General features: G+C 45.4%; 10 protein-coding genes, 3 tRNA genes and 2 rRNA genes. 12 read left to right on the top strand and 3 right to left on the bottom strand.

Annotated features, from left to right (window positions below):
* Positions 1-30 precede the first annotated feature (30 nt).
* The 3 genes from atpD to glmU all read left to right on the top strand — a co-directional run bounded on the left by atpD (position 31) and on the right by glmU (position 3,389).
* Positions 31-1,434 carry a F0F1 ATP synthase subunit beta gene (atpD, locus tag VIB_RS16400; RefSeq protein ID WP_004397531.1) on the top strand — a complete coding sequence of 468 codons (1,404 nt, stop codon included), beginning with the start codon at positions 31-33 and terminating at the stop codon, positions 1,432-1,434.
* Positions 1,435-1,458: 24 nt separating this feature from the next.
* A complete protein-coding gene (locus VIB_RS16395; protein WP_040905769.1) occupies positions 1,459-1,884 on the top strand; it encodes a F0F1 ATP synthase subunit epsilon in 426 nt (141 codons plus the stop codon).
* Positions 1,885-2,030: 146 nt separating this feature from the next.
* Positions 2,031-3,389, top strand: coding sequence for a bifunctional UDP-N-acetylglucosamine diphosphorylase/glucosamine-1-phosphate N-acetyltransferase GlmU (gene glmU, locus VIB_RS16390; RefSeq protein WP_040905767.1), 1,359 nt, complete (start codon positions 2,031-2,033; stop codon positions 3,387-3,389).
* A 66-nt stretch (positions 3,390-3,455) separates the two neighbouring features.
* On the opposite strand, the gene punC is transcribed toward glmU, so the two are convergent.
* Entirely contained in the window at positions 3,456-4,658 is a 1,203-nt protein-coding gene (gene punC / locus VIB_RS16385) for a purine nucleoside transporter PunC (protein WP_004397528.1), read from the bottom strand.
* Positions 4,659-4,813: 155 nt separating this feature from the next.
* Here punC and punR point away from each other — a divergent pair, with 155 nt between their 5' ends.
* A complete protein-coding gene (punR, locus tag VIB_RS16380) occupies positions 4,814-5,722 on the top strand; it encodes a DNA-binding transcriptional activator PunR (protein WP_004397527.1) in 909 nt (302 codons plus the stop codon).
* A gap of 46 nt (positions 5,723-5,768) precedes the next feature.
* Here the strand turns inward: punR and fadA are convergent, their stop codons facing one another.
* Together fadA and fadB are read right to left on the bottom strand one after the other, a co-directional pair.
* Positions 5,769-6,932 (bottom strand): acetyl-CoA C-acyltransferase FadA, encoded by a 1,164-nt coding sequence (gene fadA / locus VIB_RS16375; protein ID WP_004397526.1) that lies wholly within the window; start codon positions 6,930-6,932, stop codon positions 5,769-5,771.
* A 27-nt stretch (positions 6,933-6,959) separates the two neighbouring features.
* Positions 6,960-9,131 (bottom strand): fatty acid oxidation complex subunit alpha FadB, encoded by a 2,172-nt coding sequence (fadB, locus tag VIB_RS16370; protein ID WP_004397525.1) that lies wholly within the window; start codon positions 9,129-9,131, stop codon positions 6,960-6,962.
* 219 nt (positions 9,132-9,350) lie between these two features.
* Between fadB and VIB_RS16365 the strand changes: the two genes are divergently transcribed.
* The 8 genes from VIB_RS16365 to VIB_RS16330 all read left to right on the top strand — a co-directional run.
* On the top strand, positions 9,351-9,974 hold the full coding sequence (locus VIB_RS16365; RefSeq protein ID WP_004397524.1) for a YigZ family protein: 624 nt from the start codon (positions 9,351-9,353) through the stop codon (positions 9,972-9,974).
* A gap of 30 nt (positions 9,975-10,004) precedes the next feature.
* The gene (locus tag VIB_RS16360) at positions 10,005-11,462 is read left to right on the top strand and encodes a TrkH family potassium uptake protein (RefSeq protein ID WP_004397523.1); all 1,458 of its coding nucleotides are present in this window, start codon (positions 10,005-10,007) and stop codon (positions 11,460-11,462) included.
* 21 nt (positions 11,463-11,483) lie between these two features.
* Positions 11,484-11,996 carry a menaquinone-dependent protoporphyrinogen IX dehydrogenase gene (gene hemG, locus VIB_RS16355; RefSeq protein WP_004397522.1) on the top strand — a complete coding sequence of 171 codons (513 nt, stop codon included), beginning with the start codon at positions 11,484-11,486 and terminating at the stop codon, positions 11,994-11,996.
* Positions 11,997-12,503: 507 nt separating this feature from the next.
* Positions 12,504-14,063: ribosomal RNA gene (locus VIB_RS16350) — 16S ribosomal RNA — on the top strand.
* Between the two features lie 71 nt (positions 14,064-14,134).
* A tRNA-Glu gene (locus VIB_RS16345) sits at positions 14,135-14,210 on the top strand.
* A 20-nt stretch (positions 14,211-14,230) separates the two neighbouring features.
* Positions 14,231-14,306: transfer RNA gene (locus VIB_RS16340), tRNA-Lys, on the top strand.
* A 27-nt stretch (positions 14,307-14,333) separates the two neighbouring features.
* Positions 14,334-14,409 (top strand) — tRNA-Val (locus VIB_RS16335).
* A gap of 363 nt (positions 14,410-14,772) precedes the next feature.
* Positions 14,773-15,869, top strand: a 23S ribosomal RNA gene (locus tag VIB_RS16330); the annotation flags it as partial.

The raw sequence follows: 15,869 nt of genomic DNA, 5'->3' as shown, positions 1-15,869 counted from the left end.
AAAGGTAATTAACAGACTAGAGGATTAACGATGGCTACAGGTAAGATCGTACAGATCATCGGTGCGGTAGTCGACGTAGAGTTTCCACAGAGCTCAGTGCCTAGCGTTTATGATGCACTTAACGTTCAAGACTCAAAAGAGCGTCTTGTTCTTGAGGTTCAACAACAGTTAGGCGGTGGTATCATTCGCTGTATTGTAATGGGCAGCTCAGATGGTTTACGTCGTGGAATGACAGTTGAAAATACTGGCGGTCCAATATCAGTACCAGTAGGGATTAAAACCCTTGGTCGTATCATGAACGTACTCGGTGATGCGATTGACGAGCGCGGAGAAATTGGTGCAGAAGAGACTTACTCTATTCACCGTTTAGCGCCAAGCTATGAAGAGCAATCTAACTCGACAGAGCTACTTGAAACTGGTGTAAAAGTAATTGATTTGATTTGTCCGTTCGCTAAAGGCGGTAAAATCGGTCTCTTTGGTGGTGCAGGTGTAGGTAAGACCGTTAACATGATGGAGCTTATCAATAACATCGCACTACAACACTCAGGTCTTTCAGTATTTGCTGGGGTGGGAGAGCGTACTCGTGAGGGTAACGATTTCTACCATGAAATGCAGGAAGCAGGTGTTGTTAACATCGAAAAACCAGAAGAATCAAAAGTAGCGATGGTTTATGGCCAGATGAACGAGCCACCAGGTAACCGTCTACGTGTTGCTTTGACTGGCTTGACCATGGCGGAGAAATTCCGTGATGAAGGTCGTGACGTATTGCTGTTTATTGATAACATCTACCGCTATACCCTTGCGGGAACAGAGGTATCGGCACTGCTTGGTCGTATGCCTTCTGCGGTAGGTTATCAGCCAACGCTTGCTGAAGAGATGGGGGTTCTGCAAGAGCGTATCACGTCAACGAAGACGGGTTCTATCACTTCAGTACAAGCGGTTTATGTACCTGCGGATGACTTAACTGACCCATCACCAGCGACGACGTTTGCTCACTTGGATGCAACGGTAGTACTTAACCGTAACATCGCTGCAATGGGTCTTTACCCAGCGATTGACCCGCTTGATTCAACGTCTCGTCAGTTGGATCCTTTGGTGGTTGGCCAAGAGCATTACGATGTTGCTCGTGGTGTTCAGTCAACGCTACAGCGCTATAAAGAACTCAAAGACATCATTGCGATTTTGGGTATGGACGAGTTGTCTGAATCTGATAAGCAAGTGGTTGCTCGCGCGCGTAAGATTGAGCGTTTCTTAACTCAACCTTATCACGTAGCGGAAGTCTTTACTGGTGACCCAGGTGTTTACGTATCGCTGAAAGAGACGTTGCGTGGCTTTAAAGGTTTATTAGCTGGCGATTATGATGACATTCCAGAGCAAGCGTTCATGTACTGCGGTACGATTGATGATGCACTTGAGAATGCCAAGAAGCTATAACGCTCAAATCTCCAAGGAGGCTTTATGACAGCATCAGTAACCTTTAACTTAGATGTAGTCAGTGCTGAAAAGCGGATTTTTTCCGGTTGGGCGCGGTCTATTCAAGTCTCGGGTGAAAGCGGAGATTTAGGCGTTTTAGCAGGACACGTCCCTTTACTGACTTATATCAGACCGGGGATGGTGCGTATTGTGACCATTAAAGGTAAAGAAGAAATTATTTACCTTTCTGGTGGCATACTCGAAGTTCAACCGAATGATGTAACGATTTTAGCAGATACTGCGATTCGTGCTGAAGAGCTTGATGAAGCAAAAGCGGCTGAAGCGAAACGCTCAGCAGAAGAGTTGCTAAATGACAATCATGGTGATGTGAACTTTGCGCAGGCATCGAGTGAACTGGCTAAAGCGATTGCTCAGTTACGAGTCATTGATCTAATAAGAAAGCGTCGCTGATCTCTTTTCAGTACGTAATCATAAAAGGCGACCTTCTGGTCGCCTTTTTGTTGGTTTTTTATCAAAAACTTGCACTAGAAAATTAACACGTCTCGTGTTACCCGCTAAAATGCGAGCCATATTTTATATAACGTCATAGGTATCCGATGAAATTTAGCGCTGTGATCCTTGCTGCAGGCAAAGGCACCCGTATGCACTCCCATATTCCTAAAGTGCTGCACACTTTGGCAGGAAAGCCCATGGTCAAACATGTGATTAGCACCTGCCATAATCTTGGAGCACACAATATCCATTTGGTGTATGGGCATGGTGGAGAGCAAATGCAACACGTTCTGGCCGATGAGCCCGTTAACTGGGTTTTGCAAGCAGAGCAACTCGGCACTGGACACGCGGTGGATCAGGCGTCGGATCAGTTTAGAGACGATGAAAAAATCTTGGTTTTGTATGGTGATGTTCCATTGATCTCTGAGCAGACCATAGAAAGTTTACTTGAAGCTCAACCAACAGGTGGTATTGCGCTGTTGACGGTGGTTCTCGATAACCCAACGGGCTATGGACGTATTGTCCGTAAGAACGGCCCAGTAGTGGCGATTGTTGAGCAGAAAGATGCCAGCGAAGAGCAAAAACAAATTAAAGAGATCAACACGGGTGTTATGGTTGCCACCGGTGGAGATTTAAAACGCTGGTTAAAAGGGCTTAATAAGAATAACGCTCAGGGTGAGTATTATTTAACGGATGTGATTGCCGCTGCTCATGATGAAGGGCGTGCGGTTGAAGCGGTGCATCCAGTCAGTTCAATTGAAGTGGAAGGTGTCAATGATCGCATTCAACTTGCTCGTTTAGAGCGTGCTTTCCAAGCTCGCCAAGCTAATAAGTTGCTTGAGCAAGGCGTGATGTTGCGCGATCCTGCACGATTTGATCTGCGCGGTGAGTTGCAATGTGGGGTTGATGTCGAAATTGATGTTAATGTCGTGATCGAAGGTCAGGTATCGATAGGCAATAACGTTGTGATTGGTGCCGGTTCCATCCTTATTGATTGTGAGATTGATGATAATACAGTAATTCGTCCCTATAGCATTATTGAAGGTGCAACGGTCGGTGAAGATTGTACCGTCGGTCCATTCAGCCGTTTACGCCCCGGCGCTGAACTGCGTGATGATGCCCATGTCGGTAACTTTGTCGAGATGAAAAATGCTCGCTTGGGTGAAGGCTCAAAGGCCAATCATCTTACTTACCTAGGGGATGCCGAGGTTGGGCAGCGGGTTAATATTGGGGCAGGGGTAATTACTTGTAATTACGATGGGGCTAATAAACATAAAACGATTATTGGCAATGACGTATTTATCGGTTCAGATAGCCAATTGATTGCACCGGTTACGATAGCGGATGGAGCAACGGTTGGTGCGGGAACCACGCTGACTAAGCCTGTGGCCGCTGGTGAGTTAGTGATTACTCGCGCTAAAGAAAAGAAAATTTCTGGGTGGTCACGGCCTGTGAAAAAATAAACCGTGTTCTAAACACCATCGCCCGCATCATGCGGGCGATGGTGTTTTTGCACTTCGTTTACGTCGCTATTTATCGCGCACAACGCGAGAGTTATCCGGCGTGGTAAACTGTTGGCTTAAGTGTCGGTTAGCAATGATGTATCCGACCCAAAGACCAAACATACAAATAATAATTGCGACGCCAGTAACCACTTGAGCTTGACTTGCTAATGTAGCGACTAAAGCGCTGGCTAAACTTGCGGCACAAATTTGCAGGCTATTTTGCATACCCGCGGCAGTGGCTGGGCTATGTTTTGCGCTCGATAGTGCACGATTAACCACTATTGGGTAAAGTGCACCATTCGCTACAGCGATCAAACAGAAAGGCGCTAAGATTGGCCAAATAGAGGTGAGTGTCCACTGCGATGCAACAAATATCAGTACCGATGATAAGGTAAATAGGGCGAGTAGTTGCTTAAGGACTTTCTCATCCCCATATTTGTTGACCGATTTTTTACCAATATAACCCCCAACCATGAACGCGATGGTTTGTGGGATAAAGCTCATCCCAATGTCTTTGGCTTCATAACCTAGCTGTGCCATGATTTCTGGCATTCCGGTTAAATAGGCAAAAAAAGCCGCAGAAGCACAAGCAAACATCATCACATTACCGATATAAGCCCGACTTTGAAAAAGATATTTGATATCTTCGGCAATCGATGTTGTTTTCGGATCACCTTTGACGTTGTCTTGCAAACCCGTACAGATGACCAGAGCAATCCCCATCAGAGTGAGCGTAAAGAAAATACTATGCCAGCCGAAGGTATTGGCGAGCAGCACTCCCAATTGTGGTGCCAGCGCAGGGGATAGTGCGACTAACGGCATAATCGTTGCGAAAAGTTGTTGGCTAACTTGACTAGGGTAACGTTTAATCACCATCGCTTGCCAGATAACCGCTGGTGCACAAACCCCAATCGCTTGGACAAAGCGTAAACTCAGCAATTGCCATACTTCTTCGCTATAAGCTAAGCCGCAAGAGGCAATGGTAAAAATCACCAGTCCGACAATTAAGGTATTGCGATGCCCAAACTTATCGGAGGCCAAGCCCCATAAGAGTTGACCGATCGCCATGCCCATTAAAAATACCGTCAAAGACAGGGCGATCTGCTCTGGACCTGTCGCAAAATCATGTTCCATGATTTTAAAGGCAGGTAAATACATATCGGTAGCAATAAAGCCGAGCATCGATAGCGCTGATAAGTAAAACAGTTGTAAAGGTGAGACTTTCATTTTTATTCCTATCAAAAAAATTAATTCATTTTTTCTTGTTATTTGCTATTGATAGCTATGTTCTCTATGGTTATTTATTGTATTGATTATTTTGTATTAAATGAAACGCGAAATTTATTGGTTATCGTTCAAAAAAATTGATTGGTGGGTTGGCTATGTTCTCTAAATCATCTCTGGAAATGCTTGATACCGTTGCCAGGTTAGGCAGTTTTACTGCGGCAGCAGAGGTATTGCATAAAGTTCCTTCGGCGATCAGCTATGGGGTTCGTCAAGTCGAAACGGAGTTGGGGGTGATTTTATTTCGTCGTTTACCGCGCAAAGTGGAATTAACCAGTGCTGGTGAGCTCTTTATGGTCGAGGCTCGTCATCTATTGCGGCAAATGGAGGAGATCAAATCACAAACCAGAAGAGCAGCACACGGATGGCAAAAAACCCTTAAATTGACGCTAGATAATGTCGTCAAGCTTGATTGCATCAAACCTATGGTTGAAAATTTTTATCAAACGTTTGAATTTGCCGAACTACAAATCAACATGGAAGTGTTTAATGGATCGTGGGAAGCCATCTCTCAAGGTCGAGCAGATATTGTGATTGGGGCGACCTCAGCAATACCCGTTGGTGGAGATTTTGAAGTCCGTGATATGGGATTATTAGATTGGGTCTTTGTTCTTTCTCCCGATCATCCTTGTGCGCATATCGATATATTAACCGAAGAACTGGTGAGCCAATATCCTGCGATTTGTTTAGATGATACTTCCAGTCTATTACCTAAGCGCCATACAGGACATTACCCCAAGCAGCGACGCCTTTTACTACCAAATTGGTATAGTGCGAAAGAGTGTTTAAAAAAAGGATTAGGGGTGGGTTTTATGCCCAGTCATATGGCTCAACCTTTGCTGTCTTCTGGTCAGTTAATTGCTAAAGATCTCCCTGATAATAAGCCATTAAGTCAATGTTGCTTAGTGTGGCGTAAAGATGAGAACCATCAATTAATCGAATGGATGGTAGATTATTTAGGTGATAGTGATCAGTTACATCGCGATTGGCTAAAAACCGACGCCTAAAAGAGAAGAGCCAGTTTAACTGGCTCTTTAAATATGAATCAACGTGTTATGGGCGTTCAAAAATCGTTGCTATACCTTGACCTAAGCCAATACACATCGTAGCCAGACCATATTTAGCGTCTTTCGCTTCCATGAGGTTGATCAATGTCGTGGAAATTCGGGTTCCTGAGCAGCCTAAAGGATGGCCTAAAGCAATTGCACCACCGTTTAAGTTGACTTTCTCATCAACTACATCCATCAAACCAAGATCTTTCGCACAAGGCAGAGATTGAGCGGCAAAGGCTTCATTTAACTCGACGAGATCGATATCAGCCATCGTGAGTCCGGCGCGTTGCAGTGCTTTTTGGGTCGCGGGTACTGGTCCATAACCCATAATCGATGGGTCGCAACCGGCAATCGCCATTGATTTTACTTTAGCGCGAATGGTCAGTCCTAAGGCTTTAGCTTTGGCTTCACTCATGATCAGCATAGCCGATGCGCCATCAGAAAGAGCAGATGAAGAGCCAGCAGTCACAGTTCCATTGGCGGGATCAAAAACTGGACGCAGTTCTGCTAAACCTTCAACCGTCGTTTCTGGGCGGATGACTTCATCATAATCTAGCGTAAATAAGCTTCCATCTGCGCTATGACCTTCGGTCGGTAAAATCTCATTTTTAAAACGGCCTTCGACGGTTGCGGCTTGAGCGCGTTGATGAGAACGAGCCGCGAAAGCATCTTGTTGCTCACGGCTTATGCCATGCAGCTTGCCAAGCATTTCTGCGGTTAAGCCCATCATACCGGCGGCTTTGGCTACGTTCTTTGATAAACCAGGGTGGAAGTCAACACCATGATTCATCGGTACATGACCCATATGCTCAACACCACCAACCAAACAGATCTCCGCATCACCAACCATAATTGCTCGTGCTGCGTCGTGTAAAGCTTGCATCGATGAACCGCATAAACGGTTGACGGTAACCGCGCCAATATCTATCGGTAGGCCAGCAAGTAAGGCGGCATTACGAGCGACATTAAACCCTTGTTCTAAGGTTTGTTGTACACAGCCCCAATAAATGTCTTCGATCTCTTGCGGATTGACTTGTGGGTTACGAGCCAATATTCCCTTCATCAGATGAGCCGAGAGATCTTCAGCGCGCTGGTGGCGAAATGCTCCGCCTTTCGAACGTCCCATTGGCGTACGAAGGCAATCAACAATCACTACAGTATTCATTTTGTTATTCCTTTTCCAAATCACTGTTTATAAAGAAGCCGGAGCAGGGATGGGGTAAAAGCGCTGCCCTTTTTCTGCCATATCCAGTAACAGTTGTGGTAGGTGATACATCGCGCCTAAATGCTGATGCTGTCTGGCCATCGCAATGTATTGCTCTAAACCGATGGTATCGAGGTAGCGGAAAACCCCACCACGGAATGGAGGGAATCCTAAACCGTAGACCAAGGCCATATCGGCTTCTTGAGGAGAAGCAATAATTCCCTCTTCTAGACATAGCACGACTTCGTTGATCATCGGAATCATCATTCGTTCAATGATCGTTTGAGCTTCAAAAGGCTGTGGGTTGGCACAGACGTCAGCAAGAAGAGATAAAATTTCATCCGAGAAGTTTTTCTTCGGTTTGCCTTTTTTATCTATCGAGTAGCTATAGAAGCCATGACCATTTTTTTGGCCATATTTATTGGCTTCATAAAGAACATCGATCGCATCACGGCCTTGTTTACCCATTCGTTCAGGAAAACCTTCTGCCATGACCGCTTGTGCGTGATGGGCGGTATCAAGACCAACCACGTCGAGTAAATACGCGGGTCCCATTGGCCAGCCAAACTGACGTTCCATAACTTTATCGATTTGGGTGAAATCAGCACCATCACGTAATAGCAAGCTGAAACCACCGAAGTAAGGGAACAGAACACGGTTAACGAAAAAGCCCGGACAATCATTAACGACAATTGGCGATTTACCCATTTTGGCCGCATAAGCGACAACGCGATTAATGGTATCGTCAGAGGTTTTCTCGCCACGAATGATTTCAACTAATGGCATACGATGCACAGGATTGAAAAAATGCATACCACAGAAGTTTTCTGGGCGTTTCAGTGATTTGGCGAGCAAATTAATCGGAATAGTTGACGTATTGGACGTAATGATCGTGTTATCCGAAACTTGGCTTTCAACTTCACTCAATACCGCTGCTTTAACTTTAGGATTTTCGACTACTGCTTCAACAATCACATCGGCCTGTTCTATACCCGCATAATGTAAGCTTGGGGTGATGGAAGCAAGAATGCCCGCCATTTTGAAGCCATCAATTTTACCGCGTTCTAGTTGCTTATTGAGTAGTTTAGAAGCCTCGGTCATGCCTAGGTCGAGTGAAGGCTGAGCGATATCTTTCATCAAGACTGGCACACCTTTACTGGCAGATTGGTAAGCGATACCGCCTCCCATAATGCCGGCGCCCAATACAGCTGCACGTTGGGTGTCTTGGCTGGCTGATTTAGCCGATTGTTTCGCTAATCCTTTAATGTGTTGATCATTTAAAAAGAGACCCACTAACGCTTGAGCTTCGGTTGATTTCGCCAATTTGATGAAGTGCTGGCGTTCAATATCCAGTGCTTCATCGCGTGAGCTACGCGCGGCTTGTTCAATGGTGACTACTGCGGTCATTGGCGCGGGATAATGTTTACCAGCGACTTGAGCAACAACACCTTTTGCCATGGTAAAGCTCATCATGCTTTCCATTTTGCTTAAGGTTAACGGTGACGTTTTTTGTTGGCGTCGTCCTACCCAGTCAATTTTCTCATTAATCGCTTGAGTGATGGTATTGAGTGCGGATTCAAGTAGCTTATCGCTGTCGACAATCGCATCAAGTAAGCCTAACTTAAGCGCTTCCTCAGCTCGGCAGGCTTTACCTTGAGTGATGATTTCCATTGCGCTGTCGGCGCCAATTAAGCGAGGTAGACGGACGGTTCCACCAAATCCGGGCATGATCCCGAGCTTGGTTTCTGGTAGTCCAATGCTGGTTGTCTTATCGCCGATTCTAAAGTCAGTAGCAAGTACACACTCACAGCCACCACCTAAAGTGAAACCTGTTAAGGCAGATAAGGTTGGGACTGGTAGGTCTTCTAATTTGTTAAAGATAGTGTTAGCAAACACTAACCACTGATCAAGCTCAGCATCAGGCATCGCAAATAAACCTAAAAACTCAGTAATATCAGCACCGACGATAAAAGCAGGTTTATTTGAAGTCAGGATCAGTCCTTTTAATCCAGAGTGCTGGTGTAAAGCATCTAGAGCTTCATTAAGTGCGGTAAGGGTTGCTAGATCAAGTTTATTGACGGATTCAGGAGAGCAAAAGTTCAGCTCTGCGATACCATCTTGCAATTCCTTTACCTGTAGGGTTTTGGCTTGGTAAATCATTGTCTATCTCCGTGACATACAATCCGGCGATTGCGTGTGAGAGTGTTGTGGTATTAATGTTCTGGTTTGACCAGTTTTTTCAGTTTGAACGGGAGATAGATTAATTTCAATACATTTTTTAAACAAGTGTTTAACATTGTGCGCTTGTTACCAATCCGAGCCGACTTTTGTTACGTTCGTGATACACTAAGTCACCTTTTTACGATCGACTATTGAGTTATGAACGTTCAGTCTTATCCTATTCCAGCAGAGGCCTGCTTGTTTGAGGAAGAGATAAAAAAAAGCCGCTTTCTCACTTATCTTACTCATACCTCTGGAGTTGAAGAAGCTAAGGCATTTATTGCTTCTATTAAGCAACAGCATCCCGATGCGCGACATCATTGCTCAGCATTTATCGCAGGACGGCCTGAAAACTCAACGTTATGGGGCTTTAGTGATGATGGTGAACCTTCTGGTACGGCGGGTAAGCCGATGCTTGCACAATTATCAGGTTCTGGAATTGGAGAAATTACCGCTGTCGTCACACGTTATTATGGTGGTATTTTGCTTGGTACAGGAGGGTTAGTAAAAGCCTACGGTGGCGGGGTACAGCAAGCGCTTAAGCAGCTTCAAATAAATGAGAAAAAAATCACCACAAAAGTATTGCTAACGTTAGACTACAGTTTTATTGCCTTAGCTCAATCGATCATGAATGAGTATGAAGCCAAACAGGTTGAAGCTCAGTACCATGATAATGTGCAGATTATCATGGAGTTACCTTGGGGTAACCTGAATGATTTTACACAAAATATTATTAACAAGAGTGGTGCTAAAATTCTTGTTACTCACATAGAACATACTTAGGAAGTCAGAAGCAGAGCTTCGTCATTTTTTATGCAATTTCGTTCAATTATTCGAATCGTCGGGCTATTGCTCGCTTTGTTTAGTGTGTCTATGCTGATACCTGCTTCTGTTGCCTTAATCTATGGTGATGGTGCCGGGGTGCCTTTTGTCTCTACTTTTTTCGTGCTTTTTATTTTAGGGAGCTTGCTATGGCTGCCTAATCGCCACCATCGCCATGAGTTAAAAGCACGAGATGGATTTTTGATTGTTGTTTTATTCTGGACCGTTATTGGTAGTGCTGGAGCACTGCCGTTTTTATTAGCGGACAACCCAAATGTGTCTGTAACCGATGCCTTTTTTGAATCGTTCTCTGCCTTAACGACCACGGGAGCAACGGTGATTGTTGGCCTTGACGATTTGCCTAAAGCGATTCTTTTTTATCGTCAGTTTTTACAATGGTTTGGTGGAATGGGGATCATCGTTCTCGCTGTGGCTATCTTACCAGTGTTGGGGATTGGGGGAATGCAGCTCTATCGTGCAGAAATTCCTGGCCCAGTTAAAGACAATAAAGTTACCCCCCGAATAGCTGAAACGGCGAAAGCCTTATGGTATATCTATTTAAGCCTAACTATTGCTTGCGCGGCAGCGTATTGGTTTGCTGGTATGACGCTGTTTGATGCAATATGTCATAGCTTCTCAACCATTGCGATTGGTGGTTTTTCAACCCATGATGCGAGTATCGGATACTTTGACAGTTATGCGATTAATCTGATCACCGTAATTTTCTTACTCATTTCTGCTTGTAACTTTACTCTTCACTATGCCGCCTTTGCTACAGGAGGCGTTCATCCTAAATATTATTGGGCTGATAGGGAATTTCGAGCTTTTATCCTGATCCAAGTGATTTTATTTATCATCTGTTTTCTGGTCATTCTTAAGCATCATAGTTATGACTCGCTATACCATGCTTTTGATCAAACGCTGTTTCAAACGGTTTCTATATCCACTACCGCTGGCTTTACGACGACGGGTTTTTCTGAGTGGCCGCTCTTTTTACCGGTTTTATTATTATTTTCTTCTTTTATCGGTGGCTGCGCTGGTTCGACAGGCGGCGGGATGAAAGTGATCCGAGTGTTCTTATTAACATTACAAGGTGCACGTGAAATGAAGCGTTTGGTGCACCCAAGGGCTATTTATCCGATCAAGTTAGGTGATAGCGCTCTACCACAACGGGTTGTTGATGCCGTTTGGGGTTTTTTTTCTGCGTACGCTTTAGTATTTGTGGTCTGTATGTTGGCGTTAATCTTTACTGGAATCGATGAATTAACCGCCTTTTCTGCGGTAGCCGCGACGTTAAATAATCTTGGTCCAGGACTTGGCGAGGTTGCGTCTCATTTTGCGGATATTAACGATGCGGCTAAATGGATTCTGATCGTATCTATGCTATTTGGTCGACTAGAGATATTCACATTACTTATTTTACTCACGCCTACTTTTTGGCGTAGCTAAGGGGATTTCGTGAAAATATTGATGTTATATTCGTCCCGTGAAGGACAAACTAAGAAAATCATCCAGTTTATCGCTAATAAGCTTGTTGGTAGCCAATGTGAGATTCAGGACTTACAAGACTACACTGCAGAAGACTTATCAACTTACGATAAAGTTCTTATTGGCGCATCCATTCGTTATGGTCGATTGAATCCTCAGCTTTATTCATTCATAGCAGCGAACCAGAGTTATTTACAGCAAAACAAGTGCGCTTTTTTTTGCGTTAATCTTACGGCTCGCAAAGAACAACAAGGTAAAGATACTCCTGAAGGGAGTGTTTATATTCAAACCTTCTTAAAAAAATCGCCTTGGAAGCCGAGTTTGATCGGTGTTTTTGCTGGTGCTTTATATTATCCGCGTTATGGTCTGTTCGATAAGATGATGATTCGCTTTATTATGAGTTTAACTGGTGGAGAAACGGATACTACGAAAGAGGTGGAGTACACAAATTGGCAAAAGGTGACTAATTTCGCTAATCAGTTTAATCAGATGTAACGAAATATGGTTGGTTTTGTTCTGTTTGCTTTGTTTTTGTACGCTTGTTTATTGATTGGCAAAAAAGTTCAAAAAAGTGCTTGCCAATGTGATGTTGATCTCTATAATGCCGCCTCGCTGACAAGGTAAAGCTTAAATTATTAAGCCAGTCAGTAAGTTGTTTTAAAAAGGTTTTTACCTTGAAAAGATAAATGAAAAAAGTGTTTGACACGAAAGTTTATCTCGCTAAAATAGCTGCCTCTTCCGAGTTGACTAAGTTAACTAGGAAGCGTTCTTTAACAATTTAAACCAATCAATCTGTGTGGGCACTCGTTGATGATAATCAAAATGCTTAGCAATAAGCACTTCGGTTTCAATGAACTGAGTGACCAATTGATAGGGCTTTTAGCACTATCGGCACAGTCAATTCATTATCGTTCTGTTGGAACGATAATAGCTTTGAATTACGCTTCTATTTATAGGAGCTAGGTAATTTAGAGTCAGTATTCATTGAGCCAAAAAGAACTTAAATTGAAGAGTTTGATCATGGCTCAGATTGAACGCTGGCGGCAGGCCTAACACATGCAAGTCGAGCGGTAACAGGAAGGAAGCTTGCTTTCTTTGCTGACGAGCGGCGGACGGGTGAGTAATGCCTGGGAAATTGCCCTGATGTGGGGGATAACCATTGGAAACGATGGCTAATACCGCATGATGCCCTTGTTTATAATGAACAGGGACCAAAGAGGGGGACCTTCGGGCCTCTCGCGTCAGGATATGCCCAGGTGGGATTAGCTAGTTGGTGAGGTAATGGCTCACCAAGGCGACGATCCCTAGCTGGTCTGAGAGGATGATCAGCCACACTGGAACTGAGACACGGTCCAGACTCCTACGGGAGGCAGCAGTGGGGAATATTGCACAATGGGCGCAAGCCTGATGCAGCCATGCCGCGTGTATGAAGAAGGCCTTCGGGTTGTAAAGTACTTTCAGTCGTGAGGAAGGGGGTATCGTTAATAGCGGTATTCTTTGACGTTAGCGACAGAAGAAGCACCGGCTAACTCCGTGCCAGCAGCCGCGGTAATACGGAGGGTGCGAGCGTTAATCGGAATTACTGGGCGTAAAGCGCATGCAGGTGGTTTGTTAAGTCAGATGTGAAAGCCCGGGGCTCAACCTCGGAGTTGCATTTGAAACTGGCAGGCTAGAGTACTGTAGAGGGGGGTAGAATTTCAGGTGTAGCGGTGAAATGCGTAGAGATCTGAAGGAATACCGGTGGCGAAGGCGGCCCCCTGGACAGATACTGACACTCAGATGCGAAAGCGTGGGGAGCAAACAGGATTAGATACCCTGGTAGTCCACGCTGTAAACGATGTCTACTTGGAGGTTGTGGCCTTGAGCCGTGGCTTTCGGAGCTAACGCGTTAAGTAGACCGCCTGGGGAGTACGGTCGCAAGATTAAAACTCAAATGAATTGACGGGGGCCCGCACAAGCGGTGGAGCATGTGGTTTAATTCGATGCAACGCGAAGAACCTTACCTACTCTTGACATCTACAGGATCCTGCGGAGACGCGGGAGTGCCTTCGGGAACTGTAAGACAGGTGCTGCATGGCTGTCGTCAGCTCGTGTTGTGAAATGTTGGGTTAAGTCCCGCAACGAGCGCAACCCTTATCCTTGTTTGCCAGCGAGTAATGTCGGGAACTCCAGGGAGACTGCCGGTGATAAACCGGAGGAAGGTGGGGACGACGTCAAGTCATCATGGCCCTTACGAGTAGGGCTACACACGTGCTACAATGGCGCATACAGAGGGCGGCGAGCTAGCGATAGTGAGCGAATCCCAAAAAGTGCGTCGTAGTCCGGATTGGAGTCTGCAACTCGACTCCATGAAGTCGGAATCGCTAGTAATCGTGGATCAGAATGCCACGGTGAATACGTTCCCGGGCCTTGTACACACCGCCCGTCACACCATGGGAGTGGGCTGCAAAAGAAGCAGGTAGTTTAACCTTCGGGAGGACGCTTGCCACTTTGTGGTTCATGACTGGGGTGAAGTCGTAACAAGGTAGCGCTAGGGGAACCTGGCGCTGGATCACCTCCTTACGTAAAGATTGTGCATTGATGAGTGTTCACACAGATTGAATTGGTTTAGTTAGTAAAGAGAGTATCTTAGTGTCCCGTTCGTCTAGAGGCCTAGGACACCGCCCTTTCACGGCGGTAACAGGGGTTCGACTCCCCTACGGGATACCACTTCTTTAATGAAGAAAATTGGGTCGTTAGCTCAGTTGGTAGAGCAGTTGACTTTTAATCAATTGGTCGCAGGTTCGAATCCTGCACGACCCACCATTCCCTCCACGGGAAGTAAAATAATGTGGGCGATTAGCTCAGTTGGGAGAGCACCTGCCTTACAAGCAGGGGGTCACTGGTTCGAACCCGGTATCGCCCACCACTCTCTAAATGTTCTTGGATAACAATATCCAGCCGCGCAAGTTTACTTAGGTGGCTGAGTTATTGACGCTGAGAATCGTTAGAAAGTGTGAAAAACACTTTGCTCTTTAACAATTTGGAAAGCTGACAAAGTAACTTATCTTCATTGATGGGTTACTTGTAAAGTTCTCAATCTTTATCTTTTGATAAAGACCAAAAATACACATTCAAGTGTGCTTGGTGAAAAACATCTTCGGATGCTTTTCAAAATTGAGTCCGGCAAAATCTGTCTCGCACTCATGTAAATTAAACGCGAGACAACTTGGTCGCTTGTTTGTTTTCACTTTCGTGAAAGCAAGAAGCCAAAGACCCTTTGGGGTTGTATGGTTAAGTGACTAAGCGTACACGGTGGATGCCTAGGCAGTCAGAGGCGATGAAGGACGTATTAACTTGCGATAAGCGTAGATGAGGCAGTAAAAGCCACTCGAGTCTACGATTTCCGAATGGGGAAACCCAAGTGCATAAGCACTTATCGCTGCGTGAATACATAGCGCAGCGAGGCAAACCGGGGGAACTGAAACATCTAAGTACCCCGAGGAGAAGAAATCAACCGAGATTCCGAAAGTAGCGGCGAGCGAAATTGGATTAGCCCTTAAGCTTTATTGGTGTCAGGCGAAGTGCTCTGGAAAGGCACGCGATACCGGGTGATAGCCCCGTAGCCGTTAACGCCAGTAAAGTGAAATCGAGTAGGGCGGGACACGTGATATCCTGTCTGAATATGGGGGGACCATCCTCCAAGGCTAAATACTCCTGACTGACCGATAGTGAACCAGTACCGTGAGGGAAAGGCGAAAAGAACCCCTGTGAGGGGAGTGAAATAGAACCTGAAACCGTGTACGTACAAGCAGTAGGAGCCTCTTTAATGGGGTGACTGCGTACCTTTTGTATAATGGGTCAGCGACTTATATTCAGTGGCAAGGTTAACCAAATAGGGGAGCCGTAGGGAAACCGAGTCTTAACTGGGCGTTCAGTCTCTGGATATAGACCCGAAACCGGGTGATCTAGCCATGGGCAGGTTGAAGGTTGAGTAACATCAACTGGAGGACCGAACCGACTAATGTTGAAAAATTAGCGGATGACTTGTGGCTAGGGGTGAAAGGCCAATCAAACTCGGAGATAGCTGGTTCTCCCCGAAAGCTATTTAGGTAGCGCCTCGGACGAATACTACTGGGGGTAGAGCACTGTTAAGGCTAGGGGGTCATCCCGACTTACCAACCCTTTGCAAACTCCGAATACCAGTAAGTACTATCCGGGAGACACACGGCGGGTGCTAACGTCCGTCGTGAAGAGGGAAACAACCCAGACCGCCAGCTAAGGTCCCAAAGTATTGCTAAGTGGGAAACGATGTGGGAAGGCTTAGACAGCTAGGATGTTGGCTTAGAAGCAGCCATCATTTAAAGAAAGCGTAATAGCTCACTAGTC

Origin of the sequence: Vibrio metschnikovii CIP 69.14 (assembly GCF_000176155.1) — a bacterium.
In the GTDB taxonomy this organism is placed as follows: domain Bacteria; phylum Pseudomonadota; class Gammaproteobacteria; order Enterobacterales; family Vibrionaceae; genus Vibrio; species Vibrio metschnikovii.
Note: the sequence above shows the minus strand (reverse complement) of the source record. Positions and strands in the feature narration are given on the sequence as shown.

Excerpts from the sequence above, each read along its gene's own strand:
- atpD (WP_004397531.1), top strand. The coding sequence starts at position 31 with ATGGCTACAGGTAAGATCGTACAGATCATCGGTGCGGTAGTCGACGTA.
- VIB_RS16395 (WP_040905769.1), top strand. The coding sequence starts at position 1,459 with ATGACAGCATCAGTAACCTTTAACTTAGATGTAGTCAGTGCTGAAAAG.
- glmU (WP_040905767.1), top strand. The coding sequence starts at position 2,031 with ATGAAATTTAGCGCTGTGATCCTTGCTGCAGGCAAAGGCACCCGTATG.
- punC (WP_004397528.1), bottom strand. The coding sequence starts at position 4,658 with ATGAAAGTCTCACCTTTACAACTGTTTTACTTATCAGCGCTATCGATG.
- punR (WP_004397527.1), top strand. The coding sequence starts at position 4,814 with ATGTTCTCTAAATCATCTCTGGAAATGCTTGATACCGTTGCCAGGTTA.
- fadA (WP_004397526.1), bottom strand. The coding sequence starts at position 6,932 with ATGAATACTGTAGTGATTGTTGATTGCCTTCGTACGCCAATGGGACGT.
- fadB (WP_004397525.1), bottom strand. The coding sequence starts at position 9,131 with ATGATTTACCAAGCCAAAACCCTACAGGTAAAGGAATTGCAAGATGGT.
- VIB_RS16365 (WP_004397524.1), top strand. The coding sequence starts at position 9,351 with ATGAACGTTCAGTCTTATCCTATTCCAGCAGAGGCCTGCTTGTTTGAG.
- VIB_RS16360 (WP_004397523.1), top strand. The coding sequence starts at position 10,005 with ATGCAATTTCGTTCAATTATTCGAATCGTCGGGCTATTGCTCGCTTTG.
- hemG (WP_004397522.1), top strand. The coding sequence starts at position 11,484 with ATGTTATATTCGTCCCGTGAAGGACAAACTAAGAAAATCATCCAGTTT.